We start from the raw sequence: 18,333 nt of genomic DNA on the forward strand, positions 1-18,333 counted from the left end.
AATACCATTGGCGCCTCTCTGAATTCAGGTATTGCCCATGCTGCTGCACATCCCCGGCCTGTTCTCTCGTGAGGAAGTGCAGCGCATTCGCCAGGCCCTGGAAACCGCCGATTGGGCCGACGGTAAAATCACTGCCGGACACCAGTCCGCCAAGGCCAAGCACAACCTGCAATTGCCTGAAGGTCACCCGCTCGCCAAGGAAATTGGCGCGGCGATGCTGGAACGTTTGTGGCAGAACCCGTTGTTTATGTCGGCGGCGTTACCGCACAAGGTCTTCCCGCCTTTGCTCAACTGCTACACCGCCGGCGGTAGTTTCGATTTTCACATTGACAACGCCGTGCGCCAGCCCAAAGGCAGCCACGAGCGCGTGCGCACCGATTTGTCATCCACCTTGTTTTTCAGCGACCCCGATGAATACGACGGCGGCGAGCTGGAAATCCAGGACACCTTTGGCCTGCAGCGTGTGAAGTTGCCGGCCGGCGACATGGTGCTGTACCCCGGTTCCAGCCTGCATAAAGTCAACGCCGTGACCCGCGGCGCGCGCTACGCCTCATTCTTCTGGACCCAAAGCCTGGTGCGCGAAGACAGCCAGCGCACCCTGCTGTTCGAGATGGACGGTGCGATCCAGCAACTGAGCGCCGATGTGCCAGACCACCCGGCGCTGATCCAGCTTACCGGCACCTACCACAACCTGTTGCGCCGCTGGGTCGAGGTCTGACATGGGCTTCTTGTTGCGCCGTGAAGAAGTGCTCAACGTCGAGCAACTGCAAAGCATGCTCGATGATTCCCCCGTGCGCGCCGCCCAGGCGATCCTGGTGGCGGCAAAGGAGGGCGTAGTGGACGCCCAGGCGTTGCTCGGGCAGATCCTCTTGGATGGCCGTGGCATTACGCGGGATGAAGCGCTGGCGTTGCGCTGGTTCCAGATCGCGGCCCAGGGTGGGCACTTGATGGCGCGCAATATGGCCGGGCGTTGTTTGGAACATGGCTGGGGTGGTGCGGCGGATGAAACGGGAGCGGCGCGAGAGTACCGTTTGGCCGCCGAGGCCGGTTTGGATTGGGCGCAATACAACTACGCCAACCTGTTGGCGACCGGGCGCGGTGTGGCCGAAGACCAGCAACAAGCGCTGAGCCTGTACCGCCAGGCAGCGGAACAAGGCCATGCCAAGTCGATGAACCTGCTGGGGCGTTATCTGGAAGACGGTCGCTTCTGTGGGCCGGATCTGGAGGCGGCGGTGGACTGGTATCGGCGCTCGGCCGAAGGCGGTGATTTTCGCGGGCAGTTCAGCTATGCGGCGGTGTTGGCCGACAGGGGTCAAATCGACGCGGCGCTGGAGTGGTTGCGCAAAGCGTTGGCGGGGGGGAATCTGAAGTTTTTGCGCACGGCGCACCAGGCGCTCTCAGCGGCGAGTGACCCGCAAATCAGAGCAATGGCAGAGGCCTACCGTGAGCGCGCAGGCAGCCTTTCTTAAGGCGTAAAAAAACCCATGAATTGTCATGGGTTTTTTAGCTGCAGCCGTTTTACACGTAGAAGGATTTCAGTGGCGGAAAGCCATTGAACTCAACTGCGCTGTAGCTGGTGGTGTAGGCACCGGTCGACAACCAGTACAGACGATCACCAATCGCCAGGTTCAGCGGCAGGCCGTACTTGTAGTTCTCGTACATGATGTCGGCGCTGTCGCAGGTTGGGCCGGCAATGACCACTTCTTCCATCTCGCCTTTCTTCTCGGTCCAGATCGGGAACTTGATGGCTTCGTCCATGGTTTCGATCAGGCCGGAGAACTTGCCCACATCCGTATACACCCAACGCTCGACGGCGGTACGGGATTTACGCGCCACCAGCACCACTTCGCTGACCAGGATACCGGCGTTGGCAATCAACGAACGGCCCGGCTCCAGGATGATTTCCGGCAGGTCGTCGCCGAAGTCTTCCTTGAGGAAACGGATGATTTCTTCAGCGTAGGTTTCCAGGCTGTTGGTGCGGGTGATGTAGTTGGCCGGGAAGCCGCCACCCATGTTGATCAGCTTGAGGTGGATGCCGTCTTCTTCCTTCAGGCGTTCGAAGATCACTTTGACCTTGGCGATCGCCGCGTCCCACACGCTGATGTCGCGCTGTTGCGAACCCACGTGGAACGAGATGCCGTAAGGCACCAGGCCCAGGTCACGGGCCAGGATCAGCAGGTCCATGGCCATGTCGGTCTGGCAGCCGAATTTGCGCGACAAAGGCCAGTCAGCCGTGGTCGAGCCTTCGGTGAGAATACGTACATACACTTTCGAACCCGGCGCGGCCTTGGCGATGTTGCGCAGGTCGGCTTCGGAGTCGGTGGAGAACAGGCGCACGCCTTTCTCGTAGAAGTAGCGGATGTCCTTGGACTTCTTGATGGTGTTGCCGTAGCTGATGCGGTCGGCGCTGACGCCACGGTCCATCACTTTATCCAGCTCGTAGATCGAAGCGATGTCGAAGCTCGAACCCTTTTCTTTGAGCAGGTCGATGATCTCGACAGCCGGGTTGGCCTTGACCGCGTAATACACCTTGGCGAATTCGAAACCGGCGCGCAGGTCATCGTAGGCCTGGCTGATCATCGCGGTGTCGATCACCACGAACGGGGTTTCTTGCTTGTCGGCGAACGCCTTCATTTTGTCAAAAGTGGCGCGCGCGAAATAATCTTCGACGTTGATCGACATGCTGGGAACTCCTAAGGGCAAACTAAATTGATCAATGGGTGCAAATGAACGTCCTCCGTATCCCCACTTTGGTTCGCCTACTTCCCAAGGCATGTCGCCGAAAGCAAAAAGGCCATGGGAATAACCGCTTCCCTTGGCCTTGCTGTCTCGTCGTCAGTACTTGAGCCGGATGGATCGTTTCCAGCATGGACGTTCGGCGCGAACTTTAGGGCGTGAGGGGCTTGAGATCAACTAAAAATGTCGCGTTTTTGCACGCGTTCGTCGCGCGAACCCGTGCAGCTACTTATGTAACCGACAGGTGTGACGGAATGATGTTCCCCGGATGTGGGGAATTGAGGGTATTAACTGACACACCAGAGATCCAAATGTGGGAGCGGGCTTGCTCGCGAAAGCGGAGTGTCAGTCACAGCAACTACAACTGACAGACCGCTTTCGCGAGCAAGCCCGCTCCCACAGTTTTAACCGCGTGGTGTCAACTCAGGCGAGTGCTGTCTCGGCAGGCGAAACGATACTGGTCTTGCCACCTCGGGACTTACCCGAGCTCAAGTACTCGGCAATCGACTCCTGCGTCACCTCACCGAGGAACACCCGCTCCGCATCCATCACCGGCAACCACGAACGGTTGAACTCGTACATCCGCGACAGCAGGATGCGCAGATGCTCGTCATACGCCGCCGTGGCGTTGAACTCGCGCAGGTACTGGCCGCAGGTGCCGGTCTGACGGTGCAGGTCGCGACGTCGTACATAACCCAGCGCCTTGTTCTCGGCACAGGTGACCACCACGTAGCGACGGTCATGCTCGTCCATCAGCTCCAGCGCGTCCGCCACTGGCGTTTCCGGGCTCACCGAAGGGGCATTGTCCGCCGCGTCTTCGGCCTTCACCAGCAACAGGCGCTTGAGGGTGCTGTCCTGGCCCACGAAGTTGCTGACAAACTCGTCGGCCGGGTGCGCCAGCAGGGTGTCCGGATGATCGATCTGCAGCAGCTTGCCGGCACGGAAGATCGCGATCTTGTCGCCCAGCTTGATCGCTTCGTCGATGTCGTGGCTGACCATGATCACGGTCTTGTTCAGTGCACGCTGCATCTCGAAGAATTCGTTCTGGATCATTTCGCGGTTGATCGGGTCGACCGCGCCGAACGGTTCATCCATCAGCAGCAACGGCGCGTCGGCCGCCAGAGCGCGGATCACGCCGATCCGTTGTTGTTGGCCGCCCGACAATTCACGCGGGTAGCGATGCAGGTATTGCTTGGGTTCCAGCTTGATCATGCTCATCAACTCGCGGGCGCGGTCGTGGCACTTTTGCTTGTCCCAGCCGAGCAGTTTCGGCACGACCACGATGTTTTCCTCGATGGTCATGTTCGGGAACAGGCCGATCTGCTGGATCACATAACCGATATTGCGGCGCAGGGTGACTTCGTCGAGGTCGGTGGTGTCTTCGCCATTGATCAGGATCTTGCCCGAGGTGGGCTTGATCAGGCGGTTGATCATCTTCAGCGTGGTGCTTTTGCCGCAGCCCGACGGGCCGAGGAACACGCAAATCTCGCCTTCATTGACGGTCAGGCTTACATCGTTCACGGCGGTGACAGTCTTGCCGTTGCTTTGGAAGGTCTTGGACAGGTTTTGAAGTTCGATCATTTGAGCAATCCTTTTGGAGTCAGCGAGCGTTGCAGCCATTGCAAGAGCAGGTCGGCAAAAATGGCCAGGAGACTGACCAGCACGGCGCCGACGATCAGCATCGACATGTCGCTGCGGCTGATGGAAGCCAGAATCAGTACACCCAGGCCACCGGCACCGATGGTGGCGGCGATGGTCATCACACCAATGTTCATCACCACGGCAGTGCGCACACCGGCGAGGATCACCGGCACGGCGATGGGCAGCTCGACCATGCGCAGGCGCTGGCCGAAGGTCATGCCGATGCCGCGTGCGGCTTCGCGAATACCCGGTTCCACGCCGGTGAGGGCGAGGTAGGTGTTACGCATGATCGGCAGCAGGGAGTAGAGGAACACGGCGGTGATCGCCGGCATTGGCCCAAGGCCCTGGCCGAACTTGGAGTAGAACGGCAGCAGCAGGCCGAACAGGGCGATGGACGGCACAGTCAGCAGCACCGTGGCGCTGGCTTGCAGCGGACCGGCAAGCGTCGGGAAGCGCGTCATCAGGATGCCCAGGGGCACACCGATCAGGATCGCGAGGATCACGGCGATGCCGACCAGGGTGATGTGTTGTCCGGTCAGTTGTAGGACTTGGGCCCAATCAAGATGGGAAAAGGCGTTCAGGAATTCCATGTCTTCTCCTCTTATTGATTGATCGGATGTTGGCGCAGGAAGTCGGCGGCAACCGCGGAGGGGCTTTCATGGTCGACGTCGACCCGCGCGTTCAACTGGCGCATGGTTTCGTCGTCGAACAGCTCGGCCAATGGCTTGAGGTCAGCGGCCAGTTCCGGGTGCGCCTCGAGATACACCTGACGCACCACGGGCGCGGCGGTGTAGTCCGGGAAGTAGTGCTTGTCGTCTGCCAGCAGCTTCAGTTTGAAGGCGTTCAGGCGACCGTCGGTGGTGTAGACCAGACCGGCAAACACCTGGCCATTACGCAGCGCGGTGTAGACCAGGCCGGCGTCCATCTGCCGGGTGTTTTTGCGGGTCAGGTTCATGTCGTACAGCTTGACCATACCGGCCAGGCCGTCGGAACGGTTGGCGAACTCGGTGTCCAGGGCCACCAGGCGGTTGCTCTTGGCATCTTGCGCGACGGCCAGGGTCAGGTCGCTGATGCTGTTGATCTCGGGATGCTCAGCGGCAACCTTCTCCGGCAGCGCCAGGGCGTAGGTGTTGCTGAAGCGCGACGGGGAGAGCCAGACCAGGCCTTTTTTCGCGTCGAGTTCTTTCACCCGAGCGTAGGACTGTTCGCTGTCGAGCTTCTCGTCGACGTGGTTGTAGGCCACCAGCGACACGCCGGTGTATTCCCAGATCAGGTCCAGTTGCCCGCTTTCCTGGGCACTGCGCGCCAGGTTGCTGCCCAGGCCGCCGGTCACGCGGGTGTCATAGCCCTTGGTGCGCAGGTACTGGGAGGTGATTTCGGCGAGCAGGGTCTGTTCGGTGAACACCCGGGCGCCGATGCGGATCACCGGCTTTTCGGCGGCTTGCGCGATGCCTGCACACAGCAGGACGCAGCTCAATATCAAGGTCAGTTTTTTCATGTCGGTTCCTTAAGACGCACGCAGCCCGCGTTCCAGCCAGAGGCGGCTGGCCAGGGTCACCAGACCGTCAAGCAGCAAGGCCAGCAACGCGGTGCACGCGGCGCCGAGCAGCAATTGCGGCTGATTGTTCAGGGCGATGCCGGGGAAGATCAGGCTGCCCAGGCTGTTGGCGCCGATCAGGAACGCCAGCGGCGCGGTGCCCACGTTGATCGCCAGGGCTACGCGCACGCCACCGATGATGATCGGCACGGCGTTGGGCAATTCCACGCGAAACAGCACCTGGCGTGGCGTCATGCCAATGCCGGTGGCCGCTTCTTTCAGCGAGCCTTGAACGTTTTTCAGGCCTTCGTAGGTGTTGCGCACGATAGGCAGGAGGGAGGCGAGGAACAGCGCGAAGATCGCTGGGCCGCTGCCGATGCCGAGGACGCCGAGGGCGATGGCCAGTACGGCCAGGGGAGGGACGGTGTTGCCGATGTTGAAGATCTGCATGAAGCGTTCTGCGCGCCCGACCATGTGCGGTCGGCTGAGCAGGATACCGGCGGGGATGCCCACAACAAGGGCGGCCAGCATGGAGACTAGAACGAGGATCAGGTGTGCTTGCAGGTAAAACAACAAATCGTCGCGGTACAGTTCGATCGTGTTGATGCCGATCCAGTGGACCAGCAGGGCCAGGAGGGCGACGACAACCGCACCTCCTATCAGCCCTTTGCCATAGCGAATAGCCACAGGCGGACTCCTTTTTTCTTCTGTCGGCGTCCACATTTCCGAGCGGCAATGCCATTCCTGGCTGTCGGCGAATGTGGTCGCGAAATGCAGCTCGTCGATACCGGCAACGCGGTAAAAATCCGAGCCATGAGCGCAGCCTCGTCAGGCTAACTTGCTGATTTATCAGCCCCTGTTCCGAGTGCGGTAGCAGGGGAGTGGACGTCTCGACCTTTTAAAAGGTTCCATACTTGGCAGCATTTAGCCACCCCTAATCGGGTGAACGGTGGTCCGGCCCCTGGGGTTTGCGCTATACTCGCCGCCCTTTTTTGACTCACCTGCCAGGCGATTTCCCATGACCCACCAGGCCGCCGAAGTCGCGAAACGCCGCACTTTCGCCATTATTTCCCACCCCGATGCCGGTAAAACCACCATCACCGAGAAACTCTTGCTGATGGGCAAGGCAATCGCGGTGGCCGGCACGGTGAAATCCCGCAAATCCGACCGCCATGCCACCTCCGACTGGATGGAAATGGAAAAACAACGGGGTATTTCCATTACCACGTCGGTCATGCAGTTCCCGTATCGCGACCACATGGTCAACCTGCTCGATACCCCGGGCCACGAAGACTTCTCCGAAGACACCTACCGCACCCTGACTGCGGTGGACTCGGCGCTGATGGTCCTCGACGGCGGTAAAGGCGTCGAGCCACGTACCATCGCCTTGATGGACGTGTGCCGTCTGCGTGACACGCCGATCGTCAGCTTCATCAACAAACTCGACCGCGACATCCGCGACCCGATCGAGCTGTTGGACGAAATTGAAGCCGTGCTGAAGATCAAGGCGGCGCCGATCACCTGGCCGATCGGTTGCTACCGCGACTTCAAGGGCGTATACCACCTGGCTGACGACTACATCATTGTCTACACCGCCGGCCACGGTCATGAGCGCACCGAAACCAAGATCATCGAGAAACTCGACTCCGATGAAGCACGCGCCCATTTGGGTGACGAGTACGACCGTTTTGTCGACCAGCTGGAACTGGTGCAGGGCGCCTGCCATGAATTCAACCAGCAGGAATTCCTCGACGGCCAACTGACCCCGGTGTTCTTCGGTACTGCGTTGGGCAACTTCGGTGTCGACCATGTGCTTGATGCTGTTGTGGATTGGGCCCCGCGTCCATTGGCCCGTGTCGCCAACGAACGCACCGTGGAGCCGGTCGAAGAAAAATTCACCGGCTTCGTGTTCAAGATCCAGGCGAACATGGACCCCAAACACCGCGACCGCATCGCCTTCATGCGCATCTGCTCCGGCAAATACGAAAAAGGCATGAAGATGCGCCACGTGCGTACCGGCAAGGACGTGCGTATCGGCGACGCCCTGACGTTCTTCTCCTCCGAGCGTGAACAGCTCGAAGAAGCCTACGCCGGCGACATCATCGGCCTGCACAACCACGGCACCATCCAGATCGGCGACACCTTCACCGAAGGAGAAGCCCTGGGCTTCACCGGTATCCCGCACTTCGCCCCGGAACTGTTCCGCCGCGTCCGCCTGCGTGATCCGCTCAAATCCAAGCAACTGCGCCAAGGCTTGCAGCAATTGGCGGAAGAGGGCGCCACCCAGGTGTTCTTCCCCGAGCGCAGCAACGACATTATCCTCGGCGCCGTCGGTGTGCTGCAGTTCGATGTGGTCGCCAGCCGCTTGAAAGAGGAATACAAGGTCGAATGCTCCTACGAGCCAATCACTGTGTACTCCGCGCGCTGGATCGATTGCAGCGATAAGAAGAAGTTGGAAGAGTTCTCCAACAAGGCTGTGGAAAACCTCGCGGTCGACGGCGGTGGTCACCTGACCTACCTGGCGCCGACACGGGTTAACCTGGCGCTGATGGAAGAGCGCTGGCCGGATGTGAAATTCCGTGCGACGCGTGAGCACCATTAAGGTCTGAGCGGTAAACAAAAGGGGCGAAGCTGTTATGGCTTCGCCCTTTTTTGTGGCGAGAGTGACGTATCGGGTCTAGTTTTTTGGGTGCAGGATTTATCCACTGACTGAAAAGGAAAGCGCTGTGCCTAGTGTCAAACGCGTCATCTGCTGGATGCTGTTAGCCAGTCTGGGGCTGACCACGGTCCCGGCACTGGCGGGCGCGGGAGCGCCGCAATGGAAAGACACCGGCCCGGTCACCAAGAAAAAGCAACAAGAGGTCAACTCCGGCAGTTGGAAACCGCAAGCCCAGCCCGCCCCGAAGGAAGACCAGGAAAACCCCTACAACGATGGCGAGGACAGTGAAACCTACGACGACGGCGAAACCTGACGCCCTGGCGTAAACCCGGCATCGGGACTAGCGTCAAGGCTGGCGGCGGTAAACGGCTGTCGCGTGGGACCTACCTACTGACTGGACGGAATCAACCATGAGTATTTTTCAACGAGTTGTGCTGTTGATAAAAGTGATGGTGTTGTTGTCGTTGGGAATGTCGTCGGCCTGGGCGCATAACCCGGTGCAGGGCGGTGTAGTGTCGTCGGCGCATAGCCAGGATTTGCAACTGGCGAAGTCCGAGGCGGAACCTGGCGATAAGGATCAGGGTGGCAGCGAGGGTGATGATGACTCCACCACCGACGAACCGGACAGCGATGATCCGGACGCCGAAGGCGACAGCCAGACGTAGGCATCGCCCAAAAGAAAGCCCCTCCCGCCAGGCTGATGCGCAACCTGATGGGAAGGGCTGTAGAACACAGGCAATGCCCTGGGCTTGATCACCCAGGGCATTTTTGTTGCGATGTCACGCCACAAACTGCTCCGCGTAGTGGCAAGCCACCTGGCGGTTGTCCAAGGCGCGCAGTTGCGGCTCCTCGGTGCTGCACCGTGCGGTCGCGTACGGACAGCGCTTGTGGAAGGCGCAGCCAGGCGGCGGGTTCAGCGGGTTGGGCAGTTCGCCGACGATCTTGATCTTCGGCTTGTTCGGGTCCGGGTGGATGGTCGGGGTGGCCGACAGCAGCGCCTGGGTGTAAGGGTGCAGCGGGCGTGCGTAGATGTCTTCCTTGGGACCGACTTCCACCGGACGGCCGAGGTACATCACCATCACGTCATCGGCGACGTGTTGCACCACCGCCAGGTTGTGGGAGATGAACACGTAAGCCGTGTTGAATTCCTGCTGCAGGTCCATGAACAGGTTGAGCACCTGGGCCTGGATCGACACGTCCAGTGCCGAGGTGGGTTCATCCGCCACCAGCACTTTGGGTTGCAGCATCATGGCGCGGGCCAGGGCGATCCGCTGGCGCTGACCGCCGGAGAACATGTGCGGGTAGCGCTGATAATGCTCGGGGCGCAGGCCCACTTGCTTCATCATCGCCTGCACTTTCTCGCGGCGTTCAGCAGCGGACAGGTTGGTGTTGATCAGCAGCGGCTCGCCGAGTTGATCACCGACTTTCTGCCGTGGGTTCAACGAAGCGTACGGGCTCTGGAACACCATCTGCACGTCTTTGCGCAATTGTTTGCGCTGGGCCTTGTCGGCGCCGGCGACTTCCTGCCCGGCGATTTTCAGTGAACCCGAAGATGGCTCTTCAATCAGCGTGAGGGCACGGGCCAGGGTGGATTTGCCGCAGCCCGACTCGCCCACGACGGCGAGGGTCTTGCCGGCTTCCAGCTCGAAGGACACGCCATTGAGGGCACGCACGGTGGCGTGGCCCTTGAACAGGCCACGGGACACTTCGTAGTGACGGGTCAGGTCGCGGGCGGTAAGAACGACGGCCATTACGCCACCTCCTGGTTCAAGGGGTAGAAGCAGCGCGCGAGGCTGTTGGTTTTGGGATCAAGCCCTGGACGCTGGGCACGGCAGGAGTCCTGCACATATGGGCAGCGTGGCGACAGCAGGCAGCCCTGCGGACGGTCATAACGGCCCGGCACGATACCTGGCAGCGTGGCCAGGCGCGTGGCGCCCAGACTGTGTTCCGGAATCGCCTTGAGCAGCGCTTCGCTGTACGGGTGCGCCGGAATGTCGAACAGTTGCGGCACCTGGCCGACTTCCACGGCTTGGCCGGCGTACATCACGCACACGCGCTGGGCGGTTTCAGCCACCACGGCAAGGTCGTGAGTGATCAGCACCAGGCCCATGTTCTGTTCTTTTTGCAGGGCCAGCAGCAGTTCCATGATCTGCGCCTGGATGGTCACGTCCAACGCCGTGGTCGGTTCGTCCGCGATCAGCAGTTTCGGCTCGCCGGCAATCGCCATGGCGATTGCCACACGCTGGCTCATGCCGCCGGACAGTTGGTGCGGGTAGGCATCCATACGGCTGGCAGCGCCGGGGATTTCAACCTTTTCCAACAGCTCGATGGCACGCTTGCGCGCTTGTTTGCCGGACATCTTCAGGTGCAGGCGCAGCACTTCTTCAATCTGGAAACCCACGGTGTAGCTGGGGTTCAGCGCGGTCATCGGGTCCTGGAACACCATCGCCAGGTCTTTGCCGACGATCTGGCGGCGCTGGCGGTTGCTCAGCTTGAGCATGTCCTTGCCGTCGAAGTTCAGCGCGTCGGCGGTGACGATGCCGGGGTGCTCGATCAGGCCCATCAGCGCCATCATGGTCACGGATTTACCCGAGCCCGACTCGCCAACGATCGCCAGGACTTCGCCTTTGTCGACCGAAATGTCGAGGCCATCGACCACCGGCACGGCGGTCTTGTCGCCGAAGCGCACGTTGAGATTCTTGATTTCTAACAGTGACATGGGAATCTCCTCAGGCGGCGTTCTTGAGTTTCGGGTCCAGCGCATCGCGCAAGCCGTCGCCCATCAAGTTGATTGCCAGCACGCTGAGCAAAATGGTCAAACCCGGCAAGCTCACCACCCACCAGGCGCGTTCGATGTAGTCACGGGCCGAAGCCAGCATGGTGCCCCACTCCGGGGTTGGCGGTTGTACGCCAAGGCCGAGGAAGCCCAGGGCTGCAGCATCGAGGATCGCCGAGGAGAAGCTCAAGGTGGCCTGTACGATCAGCGGCGCCATGCAGTTGGGCAGCACGGTGATGAACATCAGGCGTGGCAGGCCGGCACCGGCGAGGCGGGCGGCGGTCACGTAGTCACGGTTCAGCTCGCCCATCACCGCAGCGCGGGTCAGGCGGACATAGGACGGCAGCGACACGATCGCGATGGCGATCACGGTGTTGATCAGGCCAGGGCCGAGGATCGCGACGATGGCCACGGCCAGCAGCAGCGAAGGCAGGGCCAGCATGATGTCCATCAGGCGCATGATGGTCGGGCCGAGCAAACGTGGGAAGAACCCGGCGAACAGACCCAGCAGGATGCCCGGAATCAGCGACATCACCACCGACGACAAGCCGATCAGCAGGGACAGGCGCGAACCCTGGATCAGGCGCGAGAGCAAGTCACGGCCCAGTTCGTCGGTGCCGAGCAGGAACTGGATCTGCCCGCCTTCCAGCCACGACGGCGGGGTCAGCAGGAAATCGCGGTATTGCTCGCTCGGGTTATGCGGGGCAACCCAGGGGGCGAAGATCGCGCAGAACACGATCAGCACCATGAACAGCAGGCCGGCAACCGCGCCTTTGTTCTTGGAGAAGGCTTGCCAGAATTCTTTGTACGGGGACGGGTACAGCAGGCTTTGATCGACTGCTGACACTGGAGTAGGTGTGGTCATGGTCATGATCTCAGCGCTGGTGACGGATGCGTGGGTTGGCGAAGCCGTAGAGGATATCCACCACGAAGTTCACCAGGATCACCAGGCAGGCGATCAGCAGGATGCCGTTTTGCACCACCGGGTAGTCCCGCGCGCCAATGGCTTCGATCAGCCATTTGCCGATGCCGGGCCAGGAGAAGATGGTCTCGGTCAAAACCGCACCGGCCAGCAGCGTGCCGACTTGCAGGCCGACCACAGTGAGTACCGGGATCAGCGCGTTACGCAGGCCGTGCACGAACACCACGCGCGCCGGCGACAGGCCTTTGGCCTTGGCGGTGCGGATGTAGTCTTCACGCAAGACTTCGAGCATCGACGAACGGGTCATCCGCGCGATCACGGCCAACGGAATGGTGCCGAGCACGATGGCCGGCAGGATCAGGTGGTGCAGGGCGTCGAAGAAAGCGTCCGGCTCGTCAGCCAGCAGGGTGTCGATCAGCATGAAGCCGGTGCGCGGCTCGATGTCGTAGAGCAGGTCGATCCGCCCGGAAACCGGGGTCCAGCCCAGGCTGACCGAGAAGAACATGATCAGGATCAGGCCCCACCAGAAGATCGGCATCGAATACCCCGCCAGGGAGATGCCCATCACCCCATGGTCGAACAGGGATCCTCGCTTGAGTGCCGCGATCACCCCGGCCAACAGGCCCAGGATACCGGCGAACAACAGGGCGGCCATGGACAGTTCCAGGGTCGCCGGGAAAAGGGCGGTGAATTCAGTCCACACGCTGGTGCGGGTACGCAGCGATTCGCCAAGGTCACCCTGGGCCAGTTTGCCGACGTAATCCAGGTATTGCGCATACAGCGGCTTGTTAAGGCCAAGGCGTTCCATTGCCTGTGCGTGCATCTCGGGGTCGACGCGCCGCTCGCCCATCATGACTTCGACGGGGTCGCCAGGGATCATGCGAATCAACGCAAACGTGAGCAACGTGATGCCGAAAAACGTGGGGATCAGTAACCCCAGTCGGCGGGCAATAAAACTAAACATCTTGTCGTGTACCTCAATCAGCCGGTTAGGCAGGTTCGGCACCGCCAATGTCGACGGTACCGAGCGTTTCTCTTATTTACTTCACCTGGGTGGTGGCGAAGTTATTTGTACCCAGAGGGCTTTGAGTGAAGCCTTCTACGTTCTTGCGCATGGCGGTGAACAGTTTCGGATAAGCCATGGGAAGCCATGGTTGGTCCTTATCGAAAACGTCCTGTGCTTGTTCATAGAGTGCAGCGCGTTGGGCGGGTTCAGCGATGGCGCGCGCCTTGTCGATCAAGTCTTGAAACTCTTTGTTACACCAGCGGGCGTAGTTTTCGCCGTTTTTCGCTGCATCGCAACTCAGGTTTGGCGTCAGGAAATTATCCGGGTCGCCGTTGTCACCGACCCAGCCAGCGGAAACCATGTCGTGCTCGCCGTTTTTAGCACGCTTGAGCATTTCGCCCCATTCCATGACTTTGATATTTACCTTCAGGCCGATCTGCGCCAGATCCGCCTGCATGCGCTGGGCGCCGAGCATCGGGTTAGGGTTGGTCGGGCCGCCACCGTTACGGGTGAACAAGGTGAACTCAGTGCCTTCCGGTACACCAGCTTCCTTGAGCAGGGCGCGGGCCTTGTCGAGGTCACGGGGTGGGTTCTTCAGCTTGTCGCTGAAGCCCAGCAAGGTCGGCGGATAAGGGCCGGTGCCCACTACCGCATTGCCTTTGCCGAACAGGGCTTCGGTGTAGCCAGCCTTGTCGAATGCAATGTTGATCGCGTGACGCACCCGCGCATCGCTCATGTATTTGTGGGTGGTGTTCAGCGCGGTGTAACTGGTGGTCATCGCCGCCAGTTCATCGACTTTCAGGTTAGGGTCTTTCTTGATGCTGGGAATGTCATCCGGCTTGGGGAACAACGCGATCTGACATTCGTTGGCCTTGAGCTTCTGCAGGCGCACGTTGTTATCGGTTGAGATCGCCAGGATCAGCGGGTCTACCTGCGGTTTGCCACGGAAGTAGTCGGGGTTGGCCTTGAACCGCGCCTGGGCGTCTTTCTGATAACGGGTGAAGACGAACGGGCCGGTGCCGATGGGCTTGGCGTTGAGGTCTTCGGTCTTGCCGGAAGCGAGCAACTGGTCGGCGTATTCCTTCGAATGGATGGAAGAGAATGCCATGCCCAGGTCGGCCAAAAACGGTGCTTCAGGACGGGTCAGGGTAAAGACGACGGTGTGGTCGTCGGTCTTCTCTACGCTCTTGAGCAGTTCCTTGAAGCCCATGCTTTCGAAGTACGGGTAGCCCACGAGGGACTTTTTATGCCACGGATGGTTCGGGTCCAGCTGGCGCTGGAAGCTCCAAAGCACGTCGTCGGCATTCAGGTTGCGCGTGGGTTTGAAATAGTCGGTGGTGTGGAACTTGATGTCGTCACGCAGGTGAAAGGTGTAAGTCAGGCCATCGGCGCTGATTTCAGGCAGGTCCTTGGCCAGTGCCGGAACCACTTCGGTGGTGCCGGGCTTGAAGTCCACCAGACGGTTGAACATGGTCTCGGCAGCGGCGTCAGCGGTCACGGCCGTGGTGTACAGGACCGGGTCGAAACCTTCCGGGCTGGCTTCGGTGCAGACCACCAGTGGTTTGGCCGAAACGCCGATCGCCACGCTCAACAGCGCGGCAGCCATGGCGGCTTGTAGTGGGAGCAATTTCATTCGGAGCCCTCTGCAATCGATGGGACCAGACAAGCGTAGACGGCGGGCTCGTCCTGAGCCCGCCGTCTACCTGGCGCTAATTAAAGGATGTTGAACGGAACAGTGGTCACCAGACGGAACTCTTTGATGCTGCCGTCAGCCTGGAACTCACTGCCACGGTGCTCAACATAGGTTGCGCGCACGGTGGTGGCCTTGAGCGGGCCGCTCTGGATGGCGTAAGAGCCACCGATACCGTACTCCTGGTGCTTTTCGCCGTCTTGCTTCTGGATGCCGTCGTAGGCGAACTTGGCCCGACCGTTGTTACCGGTGTAGTGGGTACCGTCGATGCCCCAGCCGCGTGCCGAGTAGATGTTGAACTTCAGGCCTGGCACGCCGTATTCGGCCATGTTGATGCCGTAGGCGACCTGGAAGGATTTCTCGTTCGGGCCGTTGAAGTCGGAGGTCAGGGAGTTGGCCAGGTAGATGCCGTTGGTTTCGTGCAGGTAATCGAAGTATTCGTTACCGTTCACCGCCTGGTACGAGAAGGTCAGGCTGTGAGCCTGGTGGGCCAGGCCCAGGGACAGGGAGTAGGTATCGTTGTCGATTTCCCCCATCTCTTTTTTGCCTTCATCGACCGTCTTGTAGTAGTTGAAACCGGTGGTCAGCGCCAGTTGCTGAGCGTCGCCCAACTCGTGGGTTGCGCCGAAGTAGTACTGGTTCCAGAAGTCCTTCACGTTGGCGCCGAAGACGCTGACTTTCAGGCTTTTCAGTGGCTGGTAGTTCAGGCCCAGGGTGGACACCTTGTCGGTTTCCGCGCCATTGCCGTATTCGGTACGGAATTTCGACAGGCTCTGCTCGGAACGTGGAGAAACGCGATCGAAGATGCCGCCCTGGAACGACAGGTTGCTGAACTCTTCGCTGTTGAAGCTCACACCCTCAAAGCTCGACGGCAGGGCACGGTTGCCGATGGTGTCGACGATGCCGCTGCTGAAGTTCTGACGACCGGCGGTCAACGTGGTGTTCGACACACGGAACTGCACGTTGGCCAGGCCCAGTTTGCTCCACTGGCCGACTGCATCGCCATCGGAGTCAGCCAGGGTACGGTTGGAACCGCCCTTGATGTCGCGCTTGCTGCGGTCCAGGGCCACGGCGTTGTACACCGCCAATTCAGTCTTCACGCCCACGGTGCCCTGGGTGAAACCCGAGCTGGCGTTGATGATGGTGCCCTGTACCCAGTTGGTACGGTTGCGGTCGGTACGGGTTTGGCCGTGCTTCTGGTACTCAAAGGTACCCCCGCGGTATTTGCTTTCGTGGGAGTACCAGTTACGCGTGGTGCCGCCCAGGCTGAAATCTTCGATAAAGCCCTTGGCCTCGCTTTGGGCGCTGGTGCCGGCCAGTGTGGTAGGAACGAAGTCCTGGCTGGCGGATTCAGCGTAGGCGGTGGCCGTGATGCTGCTGATGGCCAAGGCCAGAAGCGCTTTGCTGCTCAGTTTCATTGATGAAGCTCCTTTGGTTCTCTTTTTAATGCCGGTCTTTTTTGGTGATCCGGCTATTGGGTGTGTAACTCGTTCAAGCCTTTGCAAACGTTTGGCGTAGGAAAATTCCCAACAAAAGGCCGCGCGTTTGCAGCAAGGCGGTATCCGCCTTGCGCAATCCGGTTATTTTCTTATGGGGTGATACTGACGCCCGAGAACACGTTGCGGCCGAAGGGGCTTACTTTGAAACCTTCGACTTTGGCGCTTAACGGCTGGTTGACCGTCGAGTGGGCGACGGGCGTGATCGGCACCTGCTGCTTGAGCAGTTGCTGCGCCTGTTTGTACAGAACAGTCCTTTGTTCGCGGTCGGTCACGACCTTGGCTTGCTTGATCAGCTTGTCGTACGCCGGGTCACACCACATGGAGTAGTTGTTCCCGCCGATGGCGTCGCAGCTGTAGAGGGTGCCCAGCCAGTTGTCCGGGTCACCGTTGTCACCGGTCCAGCCGATCAGGCTCACATCGTGCTCACCGTTCTTGGTGCGCTTGATGTACTCGCCCCACTCGTAGCTGACGATCTTGACCTTGAGGCCGATCTTGGCCCAGTCGCTTTGCAGCATCTCGGCCATCAACTTGGCGTTGGGGTTGTACGGACGTTGTACCGGCATCGCCCACAGGGTGATTTCGGTGCCTTCTTTCACGCCGGCGGCCTTGAGCAGTTCCTTGGCTTTTTCCGGGTTGTAGGCGGCGTCCTTGATGCTGTCGTCGTAGGACCACTGCGTCGGTGGCATGGCATTGACGGCCAATTGCCCGGCGCCCTGGTACACGGCGTTCAGGATGCTCTGCTTGTTCACCGCCATGTCCAGCGCCTGGCGCACTTCGAGCTGGTCGAAGGGCTTGTGACGCACGTTGTAGGCGATATAGCCAAGGTTGAACCCCGGCTTGGTCAGCAGTTGCAGGTTCGGGTCGGCCTTGAGGGCATCGACGTCAGCCGGGCGCGGATGCAGGGTCACCTGGCATTCGCCGGCCTTGAGCTTTTGCACCCGCACCGAGGCGTCGGTGTTGATGGCGAAGATCAACTGGTCCAGCTTGACCTTGCTCGGGTCCCAGTACTGTTTGTTGGCCACATAACGGATCTGCGAATCTTTCTGATAACGCTGGAACACGAAAGGGCCAGTGCCGATTGGCTTCTGGTTGATATCGCTCGGCTTGCCATCCTTGAGCAACTGGTCGGCGTACTCGGCCGAGAGGATCGCGGCGAAGCTCATGGCGATGTTCTGGATAAACGCGGCGTCGACCGTGTTCAAGGTCATCACCACGGTGTGCGGGTCGGTTTTGGCGACCTTGGCAATGTTCTTGTTCAGGCTCATCCCGTTGAAATACGGAAACTCGGTGGGGTAGGCCTTGCGAAACGGATGGTCAGGGTCAAGCATGCGGTTGAAGGTGAACAGCACGTCGTCGGCGTTGAAGTCCCGCGTCGGCTTGAATTCCTTGTTGCTGTGGAATTTCACCCCCTCACGCAAATGGAAGGTGTAGGTCAGGCCATCTGGCGAAATATCCCACTTGGTTGCCAGCGCAGGTACGACACCGGTCTCGCCCTTTTCAAACTCAACCAGGCGGTTATACAGCGGCTCGGCCGCATCGTTATCGGTGGCGGTGGTGTATTGCGCGGTATCAAAACCGGCCGGACTGCCTTCCGAGCAGAACACCAGGCTCTGCTTGTCGGCGGCGTGGCCCATCGTGGCCACAGCCAGCAGGCTGGTGGCAAACATTGCGGATAGAACGGTGGTATGGCGCATGACGATCCCGATCCTTGATTGTAGTTGTCATCAGCGAGCAATCACCCTGGCGTTTGGCCAGGGTGACATCACTGATCCCACACGCAGCAAGTGCCATTCCGAATTGGTTGCCTCTGCTGTCCTACGACGTTAGGGGTCGCGGACCTGGCAGTAAATGCACCAAATCGGATTGA

General features: G+C 60.1%; 17 protein-coding genes. 5 read left to right on the plus strand and 12 right to left on the minus strand.

Annotation, left to right across the window (positions count from 1 at the left end):
- Positions 1-37 precede the first annotated feature (37 nt).
- Both ACP7EW_RS09200 and ACP7EW_RS09205 read left to right on the plus strand, forming a co-directional pair.
- The gene (locus ACP7EW_RS09200; protein ID WP_016976258.1) at positions 38-718 is read left to right on the plus strand and encodes a Fe2+-dependent dioxygenase; all 681 of its coding nucleotides are present in this window, start codon (positions 38-40) and stop codon (positions 716-718) included.
- A gap of 1 nt (position 719) precedes the next feature.
- The gene (locus tag ACP7EW_RS09205) at positions 720-1,469 is read left to right on the plus strand and encodes a tetratricopeptide repeat protein (protein ID WP_426216621.1); all 750 of its coding nucleotides are present in this window, start codon (positions 720-722) and stop codon (positions 1,467-1,469) included.
- 49 nt (positions 1,470-1,518) lie between these two features.
- Here ACP7EW_RS09205 and ACP7EW_RS09210 read toward each other — a convergent pair whose 3' ends face one another.
- The 5 genes from ACP7EW_RS09210 to ACP7EW_RS09230 all read right to left on the minus strand — a co-directional run bounded on the left by ACP7EW_RS09210 (position 1,519) and on the right by ACP7EW_RS09230 (position 6,601).
- Complete coding sequence (locus ACP7EW_RS09210) at positions 1,519-2,682, minus strand: type III PLP-dependent enzyme (protein ID WP_010213203.1); 1,164 nt, start codon at positions 2,680-2,682, stop codon at positions 1,519-1,521.
- Positions 2,683-3,159: 477 nt separating this feature from the next.
- Positions 3,160-4,317 carry a betaine/proline/choline family ABC transporter ATP-binding protein gene (locus ACP7EW_RS09215; RefSeq protein WP_003171711.1) on the minus strand — a complete coding sequence of 386 codons (1,158 nt, stop codon included), beginning with the start codon at positions 4,315-4,317 and terminating at the stop codon, positions 3,160-3,162.
- Positions 4,314-4,967, minus strand: coding sequence for an ABC transporter permease (locus ACP7EW_RS09220; RefSeq protein WP_010213201.1), 654 nt, complete (start codon positions 4,965-4,967; stop codon positions 4,314-4,316). Before ACP7EW_RS09220 ends, ACP7EW_RS09215 begins: the two co-directional genes overlap by 4 nt.
- Before the next feature lie 11 nt (positions 4,968-4,978).
- Entirely contained in the window at positions 4,979-5,875 is an 897-nt protein-coding gene (locus tag ACP7EW_RS09225; protein ID WP_426216623.1) for a glycine betaine ABC transporter substrate-binding protein, read from the minus strand.
- A gap of 9 nt (positions 5,876-5,884) precedes the next feature.
- Entirely contained in the window at positions 5,885-6,601 is a 717-nt protein-coding gene (locus tag ACP7EW_RS09230) for an ABC transporter permease (RefSeq protein ID WP_033903365.1), read from the minus strand.
- A 331-nt stretch (positions 6,602-6,932) separates the two neighbouring features.
- Here ACP7EW_RS09230 and ACP7EW_RS09235 point away from each other — a divergent pair, with 331 nt between their 5' ends.
- From ACP7EW_RS09235 to ACP7EW_RS09245, 3 genes are all read left to right on the plus strand, one after another.
- Positions 6,933-8,516 carry a peptide chain release factor 3 gene (locus ACP7EW_RS09235; RefSeq protein ID WP_010213196.1) on the plus strand — a complete coding sequence of 528 codons (1,584 nt, stop codon included), beginning with the start codon at positions 6,933-6,935 and terminating at the stop codon, positions 8,514-8,516.
- Positions 8,517-8,640: 124 nt separating this feature from the next.
- Positions 8,641-8,886 (plus strand): hypothetical protein, encoded by a 246-nt coding sequence (locus tag ACP7EW_RS09240; protein WP_033903367.1) that lies wholly within the window; start codon positions 8,641-8,643, stop codon positions 8,884-8,886.
- Between the two features lie 97 nt (positions 8,887-8,983).
- Positions 8,984-9,238 carry a hypothetical protein gene (locus tag ACP7EW_RS09245; RefSeq protein WP_426216625.1) on the plus strand — a complete coding sequence of 85 codons (255 nt, stop codon included), beginning with the start codon at positions 8,984-8,986 and terminating at the stop codon, positions 9,236-9,238.
- Positions 9,239-9,352: 114 nt separating this feature from the next.
- Here the strand turns inward: ACP7EW_RS09245 and ACP7EW_RS09250 are convergent, their stop codons facing one another.
- From ACP7EW_RS09250 to ACP7EW_RS09280, 7 genes are all read right to left on the minus strand, one after another.
- Positions 9,353-10,324, minus strand: a complete 972-nt coding sequence (locus ACP7EW_RS09250; RefSeq protein WP_025856265.1) for a peptide ABC transporter ATP-binding protein — start codon at positions 10,322-10,324, stop codon at positions 9,353-9,355.
- Positions 10,324-11,292 (minus strand): ABC transporter ATP-binding protein, encoded by a 969-nt coding sequence (locus ACP7EW_RS09255; protein WP_028618822.1) that lies wholly within the window; start codon positions 11,290-11,292, stop codon positions 10,324-10,326. Before ACP7EW_RS09255 ends, ACP7EW_RS09250 begins: the two co-directional genes overlap by 1 nt.
- A gap of 10 nt (positions 11,293-11,302) precedes the next feature.
- Positions 11,303-12,214, minus strand: coding sequence for an ABC transporter permease subunit (locus ACP7EW_RS09260; protein WP_033903370.1), 912 nt, complete (start codon positions 12,212-12,214; stop codon positions 11,303-11,305).
- A 10-nt stretch (positions 12,215-12,224) separates the two neighbouring features.
- Entirely contained in the window at positions 12,225-13,235 is a 1,011-nt protein-coding gene (locus ACP7EW_RS09265) for an ABC transporter permease subunit (protein WP_017739471.1), read from the minus strand.
- A 76-nt stretch (positions 13,236-13,311) separates the two neighbouring features.
- A complete protein-coding gene (locus ACP7EW_RS09270) occupies positions 13,312-14,910 on the minus strand; it encodes an ABC transporter substrate-binding protein (protein ID WP_038850886.1) in 1,599 nt (532 codons plus the stop codon).
- An 80-nt stretch (positions 14,911-14,990) separates the two neighbouring features.
- A complete protein-coding gene (locus ACP7EW_RS09275) occupies positions 14,991-16,385 on the minus strand; it encodes an OprD family outer membrane porin (protein WP_133074668.1) in 1,395 nt (464 codons plus the stop codon).
- Positions 16,386-16,555: 170 nt separating this feature from the next.
- Positions 16,556-18,133: an ABC transporter substrate-binding protein gene (locus tag ACP7EW_RS09280; protein WP_426218040.1), complete on the minus strand. Its 1,578-nt coding sequence runs from the start codon at positions 18,131-18,133 to the stop codon at positions 16,556-16,558.
- Positions 18,134-18,333: the final 200 nt, after the last annotated feature.

This window comes from Pseudomonas sp. DWRC2-2 (genome assembly GCF_049897885.1).
Taxonomy (GTDB): Bacteria; Pseudomonadota; Gammaproteobacteria; order Pseudomonadales; family Pseudomonadaceae; genus Aquipseudomonas; species Aquipseudomonas azotoformans_A.

Coding starts and splice junctions, on each gene's coding strand:
- ACP7EW_RS09200 (WP_016976258.1), top strand. CDS start 38: ATGCTGCTGCACATCCCCGGCCTGTTCTCTCGTGAGGAAGTGCAGCGC.
- ACP7EW_RS09275 (WP_133074668.1), bottom strand. CDS start 16,385: ATGAAACTGAGCAGCAAAGCGCTTCTGGCCTTGGCCATCAGCAGCATC.
- ACP7EW_RS09220 (WP_010213201.1), bottom strand. CDS start 4,967: ATGGAATTCCTGAACGCCTTTTCCCATCTTGATTGGGCCCAAGTCCTA.
- ACP7EW_RS09205 (WP_426216621.1), top strand. CDS start 720: ATGGGCTTCTTGTTGCGCCGTGAAGAAGTGCTCAACGTCGAGCAACTG.
- ACP7EW_RS09210 (WP_010213203.1), bottom strand. CDS start 2,682: ATGTCGATCAACGTCGAAGATTATTTCGCGCGCGCCACTTTTGACAAA.
- ACP7EW_RS09260 (WP_033903370.1), bottom strand. CDS start 12,214: ATGACCACACCTACTCCAGTGTCAGCAGTCGATCAAAGCCTGCTGTAC.
- ACP7EW_RS09235 (WP_010213196.1), top strand. CDS start 6,933: ATGACCCACCAGGCCGCCGAAGTCGCGAAACGCCGCACTTTCGCCATT.
- ACP7EW_RS09255 (WP_028618822.1), bottom strand. CDS start 11,292: ATGTCACTGTTAGAAATCAAGAATCTCAACGTGCGCTTCGGCGACAAG.
- ACP7EW_RS09215 (WP_003171711.1), bottom strand. CDS start 4,317: ATGATCGAACTTCAAAACCTGTCCAAGACCTTCCAAAGCAACGGCAAG.
- ACP7EW_RS09280 (WP_426218040.1), bottom strand. CDS start 18,133: ATGTTTGCCACCAGCCTGCTGGCTGTGGCCACGATGGGCCACGCCGCC.
- ACP7EW_RS09225 (WP_426216623.1), bottom strand. CDS start 5,875: ATGAAAAAACTGACCTTGATATTGAGCTGCGTCCTGCTGTGTGCAGGC.
- ACP7EW_RS09245 (WP_426216625.1), top strand. CDS start 8,984: ATGAGTATTTTTCAACGAGTTGTGCTGTTGATAAAAGTGATGGTGTTG.
- ACP7EW_RS09270 (WP_038850886.1), bottom strand. CDS start 14,910: ATGAAATTGCTCCCACTACAAGCCGCCATGGCTGCCGCGCTGTTGAGC.
- ACP7EW_RS09265 (WP_017739471.1), bottom strand. CDS start 13,235: ATGTTTAGTTTTATTGCCCGCCGACTGGGGTTACTGATCCCCACGTTT.
- ACP7EW_RS09250 (WP_025856265.1), bottom strand. CDS start 10,324: ATGGCCGTCGTTCTTACCGCCCGCGACCTGACCCGTCACTACGAAGTG.